The sequence below is a fragment of the Desulfurellaceae bacterium genome (assembly GCA_021296095.1).
GTDB lineage: Bacteria > Desulfobacterota > Binatia > Bin18 > Bin18 > JAAXHF01.
Map to the genome: position 1 here is coordinate 37,088 of JAGWBB010000025.1, position 16,411 is coordinate 53,498.

Below are 16,411 nucleotides of genomic sequence, written 5' to 3' on the forward strand. Positions count from 1 at the left end.
ATGAGTACGGTGACACTGCCCAAGGGCCAAACGGCGCTGCTCATCATGGATTGTCAGAATGACATCGTTCATGAAGACGGCAAGTTTGGCGGAAAACTGACCGGCGGCACGATGCCCAGGCGCATCCGGGAACAAGGCATCCTGGAGACCATCAGCAAGCTCGCCGCTGCGGCTCGGCAGGCCGGCGTACCGGTCATTCACGTCCGCCACGCCTACCGGCCGGACTATGTCGATCTGCCCACCAACGCCCCGCTGTGGGCAAACATGAAGGAACTCCAGGCCCTGCAAGACGGCAGCTGGGGAGCCGAGATTCATGATACGGTCAGCGCCCAGTCCCAGGACATCGTCCTGGTCAAAACGCGGGTCAGCGCCTTTTACGCCAGTCCGCTGGCCGGTATTCTCGAGGCCCAGGGGCTGCACCACCTGATCCTGACCGGCGTCGCCACCGACGGCGTTGTCGAGGGCACGGCCCGGGACGGGATCGACCGCGGCTATTCTCTGACCATCCCCAAGGACTGCTGTATCGCCACCAGCGAAGAGGCCCATCAGGTCATCCTGGGTGGGATACTGTCGGCCTTTGCCAGCGTGTGTGAGGCTGACGACATCATCCAGGCCCTGGCCTAGCACGCCCTCCCCTGTCAAAAAGGGGACGCTGATCTCTGCCAGCAGCGTCCCCTGCTAAGGAGCACGGACATGACCCAGACCAGTGCGCTGGCCGGTATTCGGGTAATTGACCTCACCAATAACCAGGCCGGTCCGTCGTGCGGACAGATGCTGGCCTGGCTCGGAGCCGAGGTGATCAAGGTTGAGGAACCGAGCAAGGGCGATGTCGCTCGAACCAGTCTGGGCGATCAACCGGGCGTCGACAGCCTGTTCTTTCTGACCTTTAACGCCAATAAACGCAGCCTGACAATCAACCTCAAAAGCGCCCAGGGCAAAGAGGTGTTCAGCAAACTGATCAAGACGGGTGATGTCCTGCTGGAAAACTTCGGGCCGGGCGTCCTGGACCGTCTGGGCTTTGCCTACCCGAAGCTCAAGAGCCTGAACCCCGGCCTGGTCCTGGCCAGCATCAAGGGCTTTGGCACCTACGGTCCCCACAGCCACTACAAGAGCTATGAGCCGATCGCCCAGGCCATGGGCGGTTCGATGAGCGTGACCGGTTTTCCTGACGCACCACCGACGGTGACCTGGGCGTGTGTCGGCGATTCGGGCACCGGCATGCACTGCACCATCGGGATTCTGGCCGCGCTGATGCAGCGCCACGCGACCGGCGAGGGACAGCAGGTTGAGGTGTCGATGCAGGACGCGGTGGTCAATCTGGTCCGGGTCAGTCTGCGCGACCATCAGCGCGCCGGGCGGCCGGTGGAGCGCAACGGCAACCAGCTCGGGCCGTTTGTGCCGGCCACGACCTACCGCTGTCATCCCGGCGGCCCGAATGACTATGTGTTCATTATCGCCCAACAGCAGATGTGGTATCCGCTGCTGCGCACCATCGGCCGCGAGGAGCTGATCGGCGATCCGCGCTATGACACGGTCAAGGCGCGGGTGGAGCGACGGGATGAGGTCAACGCCTTTATCGAGGACTGGACCAGCCAGCGACCCAAACACGAAGTGATGCGTCTGCTGGCCGAGGCGGGCGTCCCGTGCGGAGCCTGTCAGGACACCGGCGAACTCCTGACCGACCCCCATCTGCACGCCCGGGACATGATTGTCGAGGTCGAGCATCCGGCGCGCGGCAAATACCTGACCGCAGGCAACCCGATCAAGCTGTCGGCCTCGTCGGTGCCGATTACCAGCTCACCGCTGCTGGGTCAGCACAACGCCGAGCTCCTGGCTGAGCTGGGCTATTCAGAGGCGGACATGGCCACCCTCAAGGAAGCCGGGGCGATTTAATCTGGAGCGACACTCCGCCGGGGCGTCGCCACGACACGAGTGGAAGCGACTTCCTTATTCGACGGCCTCCTGGGCTTCGGTCTGGGGGATAGCGACGCGCAGCCCGAACTTCTCCCGGATTCGGGCCTCAACGTCGGTCGCAATATCAGGATTGTCGCGGAGATAGGTCTTGGCGTTCTCCCGGCCCTGGCCGATCCGGTCTCCGCTGTACGAGTACCAGGCTCCGGCTTTCTCGATAATGCCCTGGTCGGTCCCGATGTCGATCAGCTCGCCCTCTTTGGACACACCCCGGCCGTACAAGATATCGAACTCGGCCTCTTTGAACGGTGGCGCAACCTTGTTTTTCACCACCTTGACCTTGGTGCGATTGCCGACAACGGCGTCGGCGCTCTTGACCGCGCCGGTCCGACGAATGTCCAAACGCACCGAAGCATAAAACTTGAGGGCGTTTCCTCCGGTCGTTGTCTCCGGATTGCCGAACATCACGCCGATCTTCATCCGCACCTGGTTAATGAAGATGACCATGGTCTTTGAGCGTGCAATCGTCCCGACCAGCTTACGCAAGGCTTGGGACATGAGGCGGGCCTGGAGTCCCATCTGTGGCTCGCCCATCTCCCCCTCGATCTCTGCCCGGGGGACCAGGGCGGCCACCGAGTCGACGACAACGATATCAATCGCCCCGCTGCGCACCAGGGTTTCGGTAATCTCGAGCGCCTGCTCACCGTTGTCCGGCTGCGAGATCAGCAACTCCTCGCCCTGTACGCCCAGCTTTTGGGCGTAGGTCATATCGAGCGCGTGTTCGGCGTCCACAAAGGCGCAGGTGCCACCCGTTTTCTGGGCCTGGGCCACCACATGCAGGGCCAGGGTCGTTTTTCCCGATGACTCGGGACCGTAGATCTCAACCACCCGACCGCGCGGCAGCCCGCCAATGCCCAAGGCCAGGTCCAGGGTCAGCGAACCGGTCGAAATGGCCTCAATGTCCTGGATGACAGCGTCTTCGCCGAAGCGCATGATTGAGCCCTTGCCAAACTGTTTTTCAATCTGGCTGACCGCCAGATCAAGCGCTCGCTCGCGGTCTCTATCGTGTTTTTCACTCGCCATGGCTGCTCCTTAGTTGCTGAGGGGGACTGATCCCAAGGCGGTATAGATCGCCCCGGTAGGCAAAGGCAAGCGTGATCTCCTTTTGACCTCTTGTGTTATCACGCTTGCCTTTGGTCGCAGGTCGCTCCGATACAGGCTGACCCGGTCTATGACACTCGTGCCAAAAGAGACGTGCCGGTAGTCCTGGACGAGGGGCAAGACCCGGTCCCAGCCGCGCTGAGAACGAACCCGACCAAGCGTGACATGGGGGCGAAAGTCGCGCTGTTCGGCCGGAAAATCCAGCTCTGACAGAGCTGTTTCAATGGCTTTGCTCAACCCAGGCAACGGGGAGTGCTGCTCGCCCTGGAGATCCTCAGCGTTCGCATTGCCGTGCAGCCCGGCCCAGATGACCCGCGGCCGCTTGAGACTCGGGAATCCGCCCAACTGGCGGGCCTCGACCTGAAACGCCGGGCAGTCACGTCCGACATGCCGCAGCCGGGTCAGGATGGGGGCGACCTGATGCTGATCGATATTCCCCAGAAATTTCAGGGTCAGGTGCATGTTTTCAACCCGGGTCCAACGCACCGCGCCCGTCTCGCCGTCGGCGCGGCGCAGGACAGCCTGGACTTTCGCTATTTCTTCGACTACAGATGGAGCCAGATTAACCGCGATAAAGGCGCGAATCAAGGGGATTCCTCGAAACGGCCCCTATCTCCGAATAAAACTGGCCTCATTGATCGGAAGCCCGAGCAGAGCCCGCCGGACCCAGTCAAGCGCCAGCTGGGAGATGAGGGTTTTGATCCAGTCGCGGTTGCCCCACAGTTTGTAGCGGCGCGAGACCACACCGGCGTCGTTGGCCAGGGCCAGACAGGCGGTGCCGACCGGCTTGTCCTCGGTCGCGCCGTCCGGGCCGGCAATGCCGGTCATGGCAATCCCGATATCGCTGGCCAACCGCTCGCGCACACCGCTGGCCATTTCACCCACCACCGCTTCGCTGACCGCGCCGTGGCGCTCCAGGGTCTGGGGCTCGACGCCCAGGAGCTGGGCTTTGGCCGCATCCGAGTAGGCGACAAGACTGCCCCGGAAGTAGGTTGAGCTGCCCGGCACGTTGGTCAGCCGATGACCGACCAGCCCGCCTGAGCAGGCTTCGGCCACGCCGAGCGTCTTCCCGCTGTCTGTGAGCAGCCGGCCGACCACCTCTTCCATGGTGACGTCCCCCTCGCCGTAGACGTAGGCGCCGATCTTGTCCCGGATCCGCTCGGACAGGCCGTCCAGCCGCTGCTCAGCCTCGCCCGGCTTGCCACGGACCGTCACCCGCATCGAGATCTGGGGAAAATTGGCCCGAAAGGCGAGCCGGCCCTCGTCCTCGTCAATCGTTCCGGCGATCATTTCGTCGAGCCCGGATTCGCTGATCCCGAAGGTCTGAAAGGTGCGGGTCAGAAACAGGTCACCCCCGCCGCGCATCTCCCGCACCCAGGGCAAGACCGTCTCTTCCATCATCGGCTTCATTTCGCGCGGTACGCCGGGCAGCACAATCAGATGTTTTGTGCCGTGGGGCGTATCCAGGTCGAGCCGATAGCCGGGCGCCGTACCCAGATGGTTGGGTACGATGACCGCGCCGGCCGGGAACTGGGCCTGTTTCAGATTGTTCTCGGGCATGACCCGATTGAACGAGGCGAACAAGCGCCGGATATTCTCGGCCACCTCTTCGGAAAACGTCAGCTCCAGGCCAGCGACTTTAGCCACCAGCTCGGTGGTCAGATCGTCGGCCGTCGGCCCGATGCCGCCCGTTGAGACAATCACATCGGCCTGCTCCATAGCCTGACGCCAGGCCCACACGATCCGCTCGGCCACGTCGCCGACGGTAATCACCGTCGCCACCTCCAGGCCGGCCTCGACAAACTTATTGGCAATATAATTGGCGTTCGTATCGACCACTTTACCGGTCGTGATCTCGTCCCCAGTGCTGAGAATGGCCACCCGTTCAATCATAAGACACTCCTGGTGAGAAGGCGGAGCACGAGATTGGCGTACAGCCCCGCCACAACATCGTCGAATACAACCCCGAGCCCGCCGGCGACCTGGCGATCAAAGTAGCGCGCCGGCGGGGGCTTGAGGATATCAAACAGGCGAAAAAGCGCAAAGGCGAGAATCAGGCGAGTTGGTGTGAGATCCAACCAGGCGGTCGCGCACAAAAAACCGGCGACCTCATCAATGACGATCTTTCCGCTATCGTGCTCGCCGAGGTAGCCCTCGGCCGCGCCGGCCAGCCAGCACGCCACGCCAATGAACACGCCGAGGGCGAGGAACTGAACGGCGGGCGGCAGTGTGGCAAAGACGAAGATCAGCGGCAGGGCGGCCAGGGAGCCGAACGTCCCGGAGGCCACCGGCGCGTAGCCGAGGTAGGCGCCGGTGGCCAGAAAAAGGATCAGCCCGCGCACGCTGCGCCCCAGACCTCAGAGGCTGTTTTGCAGCGCGTCTCGAAAATCCGGGTGGGCGATGCCGATCAGGGCTTCGGCCCGGGCGTGCAGGTCTTTACCTTTGAGTCGGGCGGCGCCGTATTCGGTCACAATATAGTCGGTGCAGAAGCGCGGGGTGGTCACCATCGCCCCGCTAGCCAGGCTCGGCACAATCTTGGAGTGCTTGCCGTCTTCGGTGGTGGAAGGCAGGGCGATGATCGAGAGGCCGTCGTCCGACAGCGCGGCCGCCTCGACATAGTCCAGACTGCCGCCCACCCCGCTGATTTGGACCGGCCCGATGGTCTCGCCGTTGCTCTGGCCGTGGAGGTCGATCTCGACCGCCGAGTTGATGGATATGAAGCGGGGCAGTTTGGCCAGCAACAGGATATTATGCGTTACGCTCGAGGTGACCATTTGCACGCTCGGCGTTCGACCGCAGAAGTCGTACAAGTCCTGTGTGCCGGCCAACTCACCGGTGACCAGCTTGGGCGTGTGGCGGACCTTATCCATGAACTCGATCAGCCCCTGTGAGAGCATGCCCGAGTACAGGTTGACCCCACGTTTTTCGGCCAGACGGCCCAACACCATATCGGGCACCGAGCCGACTCCTAACTGCACCCAGGCGTTGTTCGGCACCAGTTCCAGAACAGTCTCGGCGATCTTTCGGTCCCGCTCGGTCTGGTGCGGAGGGGTGTAGACGCCGAGCGGCTCGGACGATTCAATAGCCAAGTCAATCTTATCGACCGGCACTCGGCTGTTGCCCGCAGTCACCGGCATATTGGGATTGACCTCGGCAATGACGAGCTTGGCGCTGTCAATGAAATCCTGGTACAGACTGACCGAAATCCCCAGGCTGACCGCGCCTTCGCCGTCCGGCGGCGAGACTTGGGCGACAACGACATCGGGCTGAATCAGTCCGTTCTTGCTGACAATTTTGGTGATCTCGCTGAACCGCATCGGCACGAAGCCGACCTTGTTGGCCTTGAAAAGATGGCGAATCTGGGGCGCGGCCTGCCAGGTTGTATACGTGAAGTTCGTGCCCAGGCCATGACGTAAAAACGGGTAGGAGCCAAAGGCCAGGCCGGAATAAATCATCAGATTTTTGAAGCGCTCAACCTCTTGTTCAAAGGCCCCATAAAACGTCATCGGTTCGACGCAGCCGTGGGGGAAAATAACGGTACTCGCGTCGGGAATGGCCTGGACAGCCTGGCTGGGACTCACAAGTTTCATGCTGGCCTCGCTTTGGGTGGGTCATCCATCGTGCCACCCTATGATGACACGCTGTCCGCGTCTAGGGCTTGCCTAGGGAAGAATCGCATACTTGATCCCCCGCCCCTGCTGCAAGAGTTCAAACACCGCCGGCAGCTCGGCCAGGGGATAGCTGGCGCTGATCAGGGCGCGGCTTGGAATGCGCCCGTCGACCAGCAGGTCATAGGCACGTCGGACCGCCGCAGGGGTGAAATGGAAGGGACTCAGCAGGCGAACCTGGTCGTAGTGGACCCGATACGTATCGAGGGCGATCGTTGTCCCCGGCGGACAGCCGCCAAAGAGCATCAGCTGGCCGCCCGGCCGGGGCCAAAAAACCGACTCCTGCCACACCTGGGGCTGGGCCGTACACTCAACCACCAGATCGGCTCCCCGACCCTGGGTGAGGCGCATCACCTCGTCACGGGCGTCTTCGGCCGAACGGGCGATAATCCCGCTCGCCCCGAGCCGGCGGGCCACCTCGGCCCGGTATGGGTTGCGGGCCACCACATACACCCGCTCGACTCCCAGCAGACGCAGGACTGCCAGATGCAGGAGACCGAAAGCCCCGGCGCCGATGATGAGCGCGGTATCGTCCGGTCGCAGCGCCACCGGTTCCAGACCAAACATCACACACGACAGGGGCTCCAGCAGACACGCCTCGGCAAAAGACAGCCGGTCGGGCTTGGGGAAGAGATTCACGCGATGAACCCGGGCCGGAATCCGCACATATTCGGCGTAGCCGCCCAGCACCATCGTGTCCATGAGCGACACGCACAGGTTTTCCTGCGCACGCTGGCAGTAAAAACACTGGCCGCAGGGGCCGGTCGGGGCGACCATCACCGCATCGCCCTCGCGGACGGACTGCACACGGCTGCCACACGCGGCCACCGTGCCCGCATACTCGTGTCCGAAGCGCACCGGCGGCGGCCACTTGGGATGCCCGCGCCGAAAAGCCTTGAGGTCGGTGCCACACGTCAGCGCGGCACCGATCTTGAGCACGATGTCGTCCTCTCCCGGCTCGGGGATAGCGGTGGGCTGAAAAGCCATCCGGCCCGGACCCAGCAGCATCATGGCCTGCATGTATCCCTCGGCTGGCATACGGCCTCCTGCTCGGTGGCTTTGTCCCAAACCGGCTCTCACCACAACAGCGGACGCACATGGAAATGATAGTGGTCCGGAATCTGGCGCATGGTGTGATCAAAGGTCCATTTGGGAAACCGGCCGGTGTATTTCTGCTCGGCGACCAGATTGAGCGCCTGTTCCATGAAGCTGACCTCGTCCGGCGTGAGCTCCACCCGGTGTTCGGCCAGGACCGCAATCGGTACCTCACAGGCGTCACAGTCGAGAATAGTGAACTTCAGCGGCCGATGAAACTCGGCATACCAGGGGGTGTAGTGGGCCAGCTGGCACAGATCGCACACCCGACCCGACGGCATGCTCCCGGTCGGGGGCAGCTGATAGTCGGCCGGTCGCTCAAATTTGCCGCTGGCCTGCTTGTCGGCCACCAGACGACGGAGCTTTTCGATATAAGTGAGATCCTCGGCACTCAGCTCGTACGGCCTCTCCCCGCCGTCCGGGTCGGGCAGCACCCGAACCGTGGGTAGACCCGAGCCACCGTCGAGGAGGACGAAATGCAGCGGCTGATGAAACTCAACCAGCAAAGAGTCGGCTGTCTGGGCGGATGAACCGAACGACAGCCACGCTGGGTGGTCGGCCATAGGTGGTGTCTCCTGTGTCCCTCAGTTAAGATCAATGTGGTACAGGCGGGCGGCGTTCTCGCGCACGATTTTTTGCCGCACATCGTCGCTGATACCCTGGAAGTTGCGGTCCACGGCCTCGCGCGAGCGGGGCCAGGTCGCCATCAGATGCGGGTAGTCGCTCGACCACATATAGTTATCGGTTCCAAACAGGTCGGCGTTGCGCACGCCAACCTCGTCGTCAATAAAGGTGGCGTAGACCTGGCGGCGGAAGTACTCGCTGGGCAGCAGGGAGAGCGTGACGCCGCTCCAGGTGCCCAGCTTGAGTGAGCCCAGCTTATGATGGGACAGGTCGGCCCGGGACAGGAAGTGCGGCAGCCAGCCAATATCGTTTTCGGCAGACACGAACTTGAGAGCGGGGAAGCGTTCCAGGACGCCGCCAAACACCAGCGTGGCAAAGGTTCGCTGCACCTCGTGGGGGATACTCATGGCACGCAGAAACAGGTTGGCGTCGTAGCGGCTTTCTTTGCCGTGGCCGGTGCCCAAGTGCAGACTGAGCGGCATGTCCAGCGCCTGGGCTTCGGCCCAGAACGGATCGTAGCTGGCATCCGCATAGGTCTGCCCTTCGGGTGGCGAGCACATGATCAGCGCACCGCGCAGCCCGAGCTTGGCACACCGCCGTAGCTCCTCGATGCCACGCTCGATGTCGAGCAGCGGGATCATCGCCAGCCCGAGGAGTTGTGTGGGCGCATACCTGCACAATTCGGCCAGCCAGTCGTTGTACACGCGGAACAATTCCCGCTGAAAGGGCTCGTCGAGCAGGCCGAACAGGCGAAAGCCCAGGGTCGTATAAATGACTTCCGCCTCAACCCCGTCGAGCGCCATGTCTTTGAGCCGGGGGGCGGCCTCCCAGCCGCCGGCAATACCGTCGTCGTAGTTGGTGGCCTTTTGAAATTCGTTATACTCGCTCGGGTCCTTGCCCGCAGCAAAGGCCAGCGAGGCCGGGCGCGGTTCCAGGCCCTCGCAGATAAACCACTCCCCGCTCAGATTGCCCGGATTAGTCTCAACCCGCGGGGCTCGGTCACGAAAGGATTGCTGCATCCGTTCGACCCACAGATTGCGCGGCTCGATGACGTGCGAATCGGCCGATACCATCATCTCCTGAGCTGCCATAGGTGTCCCTCCTGAAAAAAAACCGGACAACCGGGGAGGCCAACCGACCTCCCCGATTCCCCGGTTTATGTTGGGCTATGGGGGTGTATCAGACTTCGATGTTATACAGCTTGGCCGCCGTGTCGTGCACGATCTTGCGCCGGTCGGTCTCGTCGAGCTCACTGAACGTTTTGTTAATGAAGTCTTGCGAGCGCGGCCAGGTGGCGGCGGTATGCGGGTAGTCCGAGGACCACATCGCGTTGTCCGGGCCGTACAGGTCGAGGGTGCGGATGAACAGCGGCTCGTTGATGAAAGTAGCGTAGACCTGGCGTCTGACGTAGTCGCTGGGCTTCATGCTCAGCTCTGCGGGCGTGCCCATTGAGCCCAGACGGCCATGGATCAGATCCATCCGCCACATGAAGTACGGCAGCCAGGCCACATCGTTCTCGGCCGAGACGACCTTGAGCTTCGGAAAACGCTCCAGCACGCCGCCGAGCACGAACACGGCCAGCGAGCGCTCGACCTCGTGGTACAGGGTGGTCGCTTGCAGCGCCAAGTTCTTGCTGAAGAAGTCGATGCCGGTGCCCTTGCGGCCGGTCAGGATATGCAGGGACAGGGGCATGTTGAGCTCGGACGCCGCAGCCCAGAACGGATCGTAGATGGGATCGCTATAGGGGTGATCGCCCGGCGGCTCGGCCCAGATCATGGCTCCCCGTATGCCTTTTTTGGCGCAGCGTTCGAGTTCTCTGGTGCCGGCCTGAATGTCTTCGAGCGTAATCAGACCCAGCGGCAAGAGGCGTTTGGGGTCGTGGCTGCAATATTCGGCGGACCAGTCGTTGTAGGCCGAGAAACAGGCGGCCCGCAGCTCAACATCGTCGAGCATGTACAGCGGCATACCCATCGAGGTGTAGATCGCCTCGGCGATCACGCCGTCCCGGTCCTGGTCCTTCAGCCGGGCGGCCGGATCCCAGACCGAGGCCGGAGCCTGATCCATGCCTTTTTTGTTGTGCTCGGGCAGGTCGGCCGACGGCACGCCAGCGCCAAAGAAGGCCGCCACCGGGAAGGGAGAGATGTTTTCGCACACAAAATACTCGCCCTCTTTGCCGTGCAGGTCTTTGACGGTGTGGGGCGCCTTATCCCGGAACCTCTTGTCCAGGCGTTCCTTCCACATGCTGGGCGGTTCGACAAAATGCGAATCCGCGGAAATAACACTGTAGTCTGCCATACGAGACCCTCCTTTATAGGTTGTGTTTCCTGTTTGTCTGAACCTGCCCCGTCCCCCGCAGGTGTGTGTCGGATTCCTCCTCGCCAGGGCCACGATACGCCTTTTTTCCCTCCCAGTGCAAGAGCTGGGGTCGTCCGCATGAGCAGGATTGCCGGACGGTCGGTGAGTCTGGTAAGCTCCTCCCGTCCCACCCTGAGCCCCCGTAGCTCAGCCGGATAGAGCATCGGATTCCTAATCCGAGGGTCGTGCGTTCGAATCGCGCCGGGGGCACTGCTGATTGCACATTGAGCGGAGTATCACGGCCATCATGACAGAGTGGCCAGCCCCCAAAAGATTCGGGCAGACGCTAGACTGCCAAGGCGTCGAGGGTTTTCAGCCGATAGGCCCGGGCGGCCGTGTCATGAAACAAGGCCAGCCGCTCGTCGGTCGAGAAGTCCTGAGTGATGCGTTTGAACGCATTCCACAGCACGACGTAGGAACATGACGTTTTATCGACCGGGAAGTTGCTCTCGAACATGCACCGCTCGACCCCGAACTGTTCGATACAGAACAGGTAGTAGGGACCGAGGGCCTGAGCCAACTGAGCCGAGGTCGGCGGGGTGTCGTGTGTATGCCAGCCAAAGCCGCACATCGGCATGGTCAGACCGCCAAGCTTGACCACCACGTTGGGGCAGCTCGCCAGCTCCGCCAGGCCCCGTTTCCAGTCCTGAAAGACGGCGTCGCGCTGTCCTGCGTAGGGACCAATGCCAAGCGGTCCGCCGACATGGTTGAGAATGATCGTTCCGTCCGGGCAGGCGCGCGCCAGGTCGACCAATTCCATGAGCTGGGTATGGTACAGCCAGGCGTCAAGGCTCAGGCCCAGCCGGTGCAGACAGGCCAGCCCTGTCCGGAATCCGGCCTCCAGCATCAACCCCTCGGACGCGCCCGTGTGGGCGTTCCGAATGTCGGGGCTGGCGTGCCAGCTGGCCGCGTGACGAATCCCCCGGAAGCGGTTGGGGCTGGCCGCCAGATGCGCCTCAAGAACCGCCTGCACCCCGTCGCCCAGCGACAGATCGGCAAAGCCGACAATCCCGCTGCACGCGGCCATCGGTCCATAGTTGCCGCTGGCGCTCTGGGCGGCTATGCCCTGGACAAACTCCGTCTCACCGACGGGTTTCAGCTCAGGCGGACCGTCTTTGCGGTACATCGACAGACACTCGACAAAGACGGTCTGCACGACCGTGTGGCCGCTATCGGTGTCGTGTAACAGCTCGTCAAGCAGATAGCGGTTGCCGGGATGATCCCACAGATGATGGTGCGGGTCACAGATGGGTAGCCCGGGGTCGAGGGCAGTCTCGGTCTCTGTCATGTCATGCTCGTCCGCCATATTCCCTCCAAAGGTAATCGTGATAACAGACAGAGATCGCAAAGGGGATCACGCTTCCCTTTGTCTGCGTTTATTCGTCTTCGTAGGCCTCGGCCAGCAAATCGACCGTATGTACGGCGTCAACCGCCAGGCCGCGCTGCTGCAAGCCGGCCCGAATCTGCATCAGGCAGCCGGGGTTGCCCATCACCACGGTCTCGGCTTCGGTGCGCTGGATGTTGTCGATTTTGCGACGCAAAAGCCGCTCGGCCATCTCGGGCTCGGTGATGTTATACGTGCCGGCACTGCCGCAACACCAGTCCGACTCGGGCAGTTCGGCGAGCCGCAGGCCCGGAATCCTTGCCAGCAGGGCGCGCGGTTGGGCACGCACCTGCTGGCCGTGGGCCAGATGACAGGCGTCATGATAGGCGACGGTTTTGTTCAGAGGCTGAGTCGGCGTGGTCGGCTCAATCTCGGCCAGAAACTCCGACACGTCTTTCATCTTGGCCGTTAGCTGCTCGGCCCGCTCACGGTACACCGGGTCGTCCTTCAACAGCTCGCCGTACTCCTTCATCATAGCCCCGCAGCCGGACGCATTGATGATCAGGGCGTCAATATCAAGCTCGCCGAAGACCTCGATATTGCGCCGCGCCAGGGCCAAGGCCCCGGATTTATTGCCGTTATGCAACAACAAGGCTCCGCAGCAGGCCTGGCTTTTTGGCACCAGCACCTCACAGCCGTTATGCCGCAGCACTTTGACGGTGGCCTGATTGGTCGCCCCAAACAGCTCGGGCATGACACAGCCGGACAGCAGGGCCACCCGGTAGCGCCGGTCCCCGACTGGGGCGTAGCGCTCGTGCAGAACCACCGAGGACAGCCGGCCCCGGTCGGGAATGAGGCCAAACTGCGCGCGCAGGCGGGCGGGCAGCCAAGCGACCCGGGCCAGACGGCCAAGCCCGAACAGGGCGCCGAGTTTGAGCAGCCAGGCGAACAGGCGCATGCCGACCGGGTTGGGGAAAATCGCGTCAATAGCCCGGCGAATCAGGCGTTCGTGCAGCGGCCGTGCGTAGTGCTGCTCGATATACGGCCGGGCGCCTTCGATCAGCGCCCCGTACTGGACCCCGGACGGACACGCCGTCTCACACGCCCGACAGCCCAGGCACAGGTCGAGGTGGCGTACGACTTCCGGGTCCAGATCGAAACGGCCCTCTTGCAGCGCCCGCAGGGTCAGAATCCGGCCCCGCGGCGAGTCCATCTCGGTGCCCAACTCCGCATACGTCGGGCAAAACGGCAGGCACAGCCCGCAGTGCACGCAGTCGAAGAACTTCTCGTGGTCAACAAATTCATTGGCTGGCATACGATGCCTATATTCCTCCGACAAAGCGGCCGGGGTTCAGCACCTGCTGAGGATCGAAGCTGTCTTTGAGCTTTTTCATCAGCACAAAGGCGCCGCCGCTCGGCCCCCACACATCAACCCGGTCTTTGAGATCGGGGTCAATCTGTTCGACGACGATATAGCCGTGCATCTTTTTGACCAGGATACGCAGCCAGTCGAGCAGGGAGACGAACTGGTCGGGCGGGGCACCCTCCGGGAGCGCAAAGCGGCTGTACACAATGCCATTCCCGGCCCGGGCCTGAAACCGGACCGTCAGGCCGCGCAGGCCGACCTCTTCCTCGACCCGGGTACAGAACTCGGCCACCTGGTCCGACAGCAGACTGGTCTTACACCGCAACACTGTGGGCGATTTGCTCAGCTGGTCATCATCGCCAACGCTGCCGGCCGGGCCGCTGACCGGAAAGTCGCGCAGGGCGAGGGTCAGCGCGTGGGCAGCCTGGCCTTGGATATGTTCGAGGCGACACCCGGCCTGGCCGGCCAACTCGGTCAGGCGTCGGCGCTGATAGTCCACCTCCTGGGCCACGCCGGCCAGGCCAACGAGCAGTCGAAAGCCGCTCGGAGCCTCGGCCGGGCGTACGGGATCGCAGTTGCTCAGCTCCAAAAAGAAGGGCTGCAGCGCGGCGATCTGTTGCAGGGCGAACTGCATGGCCTGATCGGCCGAGGGGAAATGCAGCATCACAACCGCCTGGGCCTCGGGCCGGGGACGGATCTTGAAAGTCGCCTCAACGATAACCCCCAGGGTCCCGAACGACCCACAGTAGAGCTTGGCCACATCATAGCCGGCCACGTTTTTGACCACCCGGCCGCCGCCTTTGACAACGGAACCGTCCGGGCGGACAACGCGCAGACCGATCAGAAAGTCGCGGACCGTGCCCTGTGACAGACGCGCCGGGCCGTTCAGATTCGTGGCGATCAGGCCGCCGATCGTGACCCGGTCCGGGCTGGGCGGGTCGAGCGGCAGCCACTGACCGTTCTCGCCCAGGACGGCCTGGAGTTGCGACACCGGCATGCCGGCCTCGACCGTGACCGTCATATCGGTCGGCTGGTAATCAACCAGGCTGTTCAGCCGGTCCAGACACAGGGCCACATCGTAGCGCCGGGGCCGACCGCCCAGGTGCAAAAACGCGCCGAGGCCGACCGGGGCGACCGCGAGTTCGTACTCACCGGCGCGACGCAGGGTGTCTGAGACCTGCTCAAGCGAGGTCGCAGACACTACCTCCTGCGGCTCCGTGCCGTCGATCGCAAACCGCGCCCTGTTCGTCAAAGGCAAGCGTGATCTCCTTGTCTCCTCACAGCGGGACCTGGCGACGCGGCGCCCGCACGTCAATACAGCCCGTCCCGGGCGTGGGAATGATCTTGTGCGGATTACACCGGTTGTCGGGGTTGAACACCGCGCGCAACTCGGTCATGCACAGCAGGTCTTCGGGGCTGAAGATCAGCGGCATCTGGCCGCGCTTCTCAACGCCGATGCCGTGCTCGCCGGTCAGGCTGCCGCCCAGATCGACACACGCCTTGAGAATCTCCTGGCCGGCCTGGACCACCCGCTCGGCCTCGCCCGGATTGCGCTCGTCGTACATCAGGATGGGATGAATGTTGCCGTCTCCGGCGTGAAAGACGTTGGCAATCCGCAGGTTGTACTTTTCGGCCACCGCCGCAATCGTGCGCAGGATATCCGCCACCTTGGTACGCGGCACCACGCCGTCCTGGGTACAGTAATTCGGAGCCAGGCGGCCCACCGCGCCAAACGCCCGCTTGCGGCTCGTCCACAGCGCCGTGCGCTCGGCATCGTCTGCAGCCACCCGGACTTCGCGGGCGCTGTTGTGCTGGCAGATGTCCAGAATCTTGCGCGTCTGGGGCTCAAGGCCGGCCTCCAGACCGTCCAGTTCAATAATCAGCACCGCCCCGGCATCGGTCGGAAAACCAAAATGAAAAGCAGCCTCAATGGCCTGAATAATCAGCCGGTCCATCATTTCCAGGGCCGCCGGTACGATCCCTGCGGCAATAATGTCCGATACGGTCTGGGTCGCCTGATGGACCGACTCGAATACACCCAGGAAGGTGCGGTAGGCCTGGGGTTGGCGGGTCAGACGCAGCGTTGCCTCGGTCACCAGACCAAAGGTCCCCTCGGCCCCAATCGTGACGCCGCGCAGATCATAGCCCGGTACGTCTTCGACCGCTCCGCCGAGCGTTACCACCTCCCCGTCCGGCAGCACCAACTCGAGGCCCAGGACGTGGTTGGTCGTCACCCCATATTTCAGGGTGTGGGGTCCGCCCGAGTTCTCGGCCACATTGCCGCCAATGGTGCACGCCTGCTGGCTGGACGGATCGGGCGCGTAGTGCAGGCCGTCGTTTTTGACGGCATTGCTGACCCACAGGTTGACCACCCCGGCCTCGGCGACAACATGGCGGTTGGTCAGATCGATGTGCTTGATAGTGTTCAGGCGGCTGGTGCCGATCATGACCGGCGCCTCAACCGGCAGACAGCCCCCGCTCAAGCCGGTCCCCGCCCCGCGGGGGACAAAGGCGATGTTCTCCTTGTGCAGGAAGCTGACAACGGCAGCCGTCTCCTGGGTTGAGCGCGGCAGCACGACCACCTCGGGAACCGACTTCTCCAGGGTATAGCCGTCACACTCATAGGTCGCCAAGGCTCGCGTGTTGACCACCAAGCCGTCGGCACCCACAATCTCGCCCAGACGCTCAATCGTACTCGCATCCATACAGCTGTCCTTCCCAGGGGAGCCCTCAATCGCTTGACCGGGCATTCTGGCCGCCAGGGGAAAGAAATGCAAGGACACGCGTCGTGGCCGGCAGATTACTCCCGGGGTTCTTCAGTAGATAATTATCAGACGCCCTGACGCCCTATTTCTGGCCGTTTTGGCGGGTTTAGCATCCGGCCTGAACGAATCGTGGGTCAATCGT

The 16,411-nt window shown here is 62.9% G+C and carries 15 protein-coding genes and 1 tRNA gene; 3 read left to right on the forward strand and 13 right to left on the reverse strand.

Annotated elements, in window-relative coordinates; translation table 11 throughout:
- Both J4F42_07900 and J4F42_07905 read left to right on the forward strand, forming a co-directional pair.
- A complete protein-coding gene (locus J4F42_07900; protein ID MCE2485421.1) occupies positions 1 to 624 on the forward strand; it encodes a cysteine hydrolase in 624 nt (207 codons plus the stop codon).
- Between the two features lie 69 nt (positions 625 to 693).
- Entirely contained in the window at positions 694 to 1,893 is a 1,200-nt protein-coding gene (locus J4F42_07905; GenBank protein MCE2485422.1) for a formyl-CoA transferase, read from the forward strand.
- A gap of 54 nt (positions 1,894 to 1,947) precedes the next feature.
- On the opposite strand, the gene recA is transcribed toward J4F42_07905, so the two are convergent.
- The 9 genes from recA to J4F42_07950 form a co-directional block, all read right to left on the reverse strand.
- The gene (gene recA, locus J4F42_07910; protein ID MCE2485423.1) at positions 1,948 to 2,994 is read right to left on the reverse strand and encodes a recombinase RecA; all 1,047 of its coding nucleotides are present in this window, start codon (positions 2,992 to 2,994) and stop codon (positions 1,948 to 1,950) included.
- A gap of 9 nt (positions 2,995 to 3,003) precedes the next feature.
- Positions 3,004 to 3,660, reverse strand: a complete 657-nt coding sequence (thpR, locus tag J4F42_07915; protein ID MCE2485424.1) for an RNA 2',3'-cyclic phosphodiesterase — start codon at positions 3,658 to 3,660, stop codon at positions 3,004 to 3,006.
- 21 nt (positions 3,661 to 3,681) lie between these two features.
- The gene (locus J4F42_07920) at positions 3,682 to 4,965 is read right to left on the reverse strand and encodes a competence/damage-inducible protein A (protein MCE2485425.1); all 1,284 of its coding nucleotides are present in this window, start codon (positions 4,963 to 4,965) and stop codon (positions 3,682 to 3,684) included.
- On the reverse strand, positions 4,962 to 5,414 hold the full coding sequence (locus J4F42_07925) for a phosphatidylglycerophosphatase A (GenBank protein MCE2485426.1): 453 nt from the start codon (positions 5,412 to 5,414) through the stop codon (positions 4,962 to 4,964). The genes J4F42_07920 and J4F42_07925 overlap by 4 nt, the downstream gene beginning before the upstream one ends.
- 15 nt (positions 5,415 to 5,429) lie before the next feature.
- Positions 5,430 to 6,662, reverse strand: coding sequence for a hypothetical protein (locus tag J4F42_07930; GenBank protein MCE2485427.1), 1,233 nt, complete (start codon positions 6,660 to 6,662; stop codon positions 5,430 to 5,432).
- A gap of 72 nt (positions 6,663 to 6,734) precedes the next feature.
- The gene (locus J4F42_07935) at positions 6,735 to 7,778 is read right to left on the reverse strand and encodes an alcohol dehydrogenase catalytic domain-containing protein (GenBank protein MCE2485428.1); all 1,044 of its coding nucleotides are present in this window, start codon (positions 7,776 to 7,778) and stop codon (positions 6,735 to 6,737) included.
- Between the two features lie 38 nt (positions 7,779 to 7,816).
- Complete coding sequence (locus tag J4F42_07940) at positions 7,817 to 8,398, reverse strand: hypothetical protein (protein MCE2485429.1); 582 nt, start codon at positions 8,396 to 8,398, stop codon at positions 7,817 to 7,819.
- Positions 8,399 to 8,419: 21 nt separating this feature from the next.
- The gene (locus J4F42_07945; GenBank protein ID MCE2485430.1) at positions 8,420 to 9,550 is read right to left on the reverse strand and encodes an amidohydrolase; all 1,131 of its coding nucleotides are present in this window, start codon (positions 9,548 to 9,550) and stop codon (positions 8,420 to 8,422) included.
- A gap of 88 nt (positions 9,551 to 9,638) precedes the next feature.
- Entirely contained in the window at positions 9,639 to 10,754 is a 1,116-nt protein-coding gene (locus tag J4F42_07950; GenBank protein ID MCE2485431.1) for an amidohydrolase, read from the reverse strand.
- Between the two features lie 196 nt (positions 10,755 to 10,950).
- Here J4F42_07950 and J4F42_07955 point away from each other — a divergent pair.
- A tRNA-Arg gene (locus J4F42_07955) sits at positions 10,951 to 11,024 on the forward strand.
- Between the two features lie 76 nt (positions 11,025 to 11,100).
- On the opposite strand, the gene J4F42_07960 is transcribed toward J4F42_07955, so the two are convergent.
- From J4F42_07960 to J4F42_07975, 4 genes are all read right to left on the reverse strand, one after another.
- Positions 11,101 to 12,120 carry an amidohydrolase family protein gene (locus J4F42_07960; protein MCE2485432.1) on the reverse strand — a complete coding sequence of 340 codons (1,020 nt, stop codon included), beginning with the start codon at positions 12,118 to 12,120 and terminating at the stop codon, positions 11,101 to 11,103.
- A gap of 70 nt (positions 12,121 to 12,190) precedes the next feature.
- Positions 12,191 to 13,453, reverse strand: a complete 1,263-nt coding sequence (gene glcF, locus J4F42_07965) for a glycolate oxidase subunit GlcF (GenBank protein ID MCE2485433.1) — start codon at positions 13,451 to 13,453, stop codon at positions 12,191 to 12,193.
- Positions 13,454 to 13,460: 7 nt separating this feature from the next.
- Positions 13,461 to 14,705, reverse strand: coding sequence for an FAD-binding oxidoreductase (locus tag J4F42_07970; GenBank protein MCE2485434.1), 1,245 nt, complete (start codon positions 14,703 to 14,705; stop codon positions 13,461 to 13,463).
- A gap of 76 nt (positions 14,706 to 14,781) precedes the next feature.
- A complete protein-coding gene (locus J4F42_07975; protein MCE2485435.1) occupies positions 14,782 to 16,209 on the reverse strand; it encodes an FAD-binding protein in 1,428 nt (475 codons plus the stop codon).
- Positions 16,210 to 16,411: the final 202 nt, after the last annotated feature.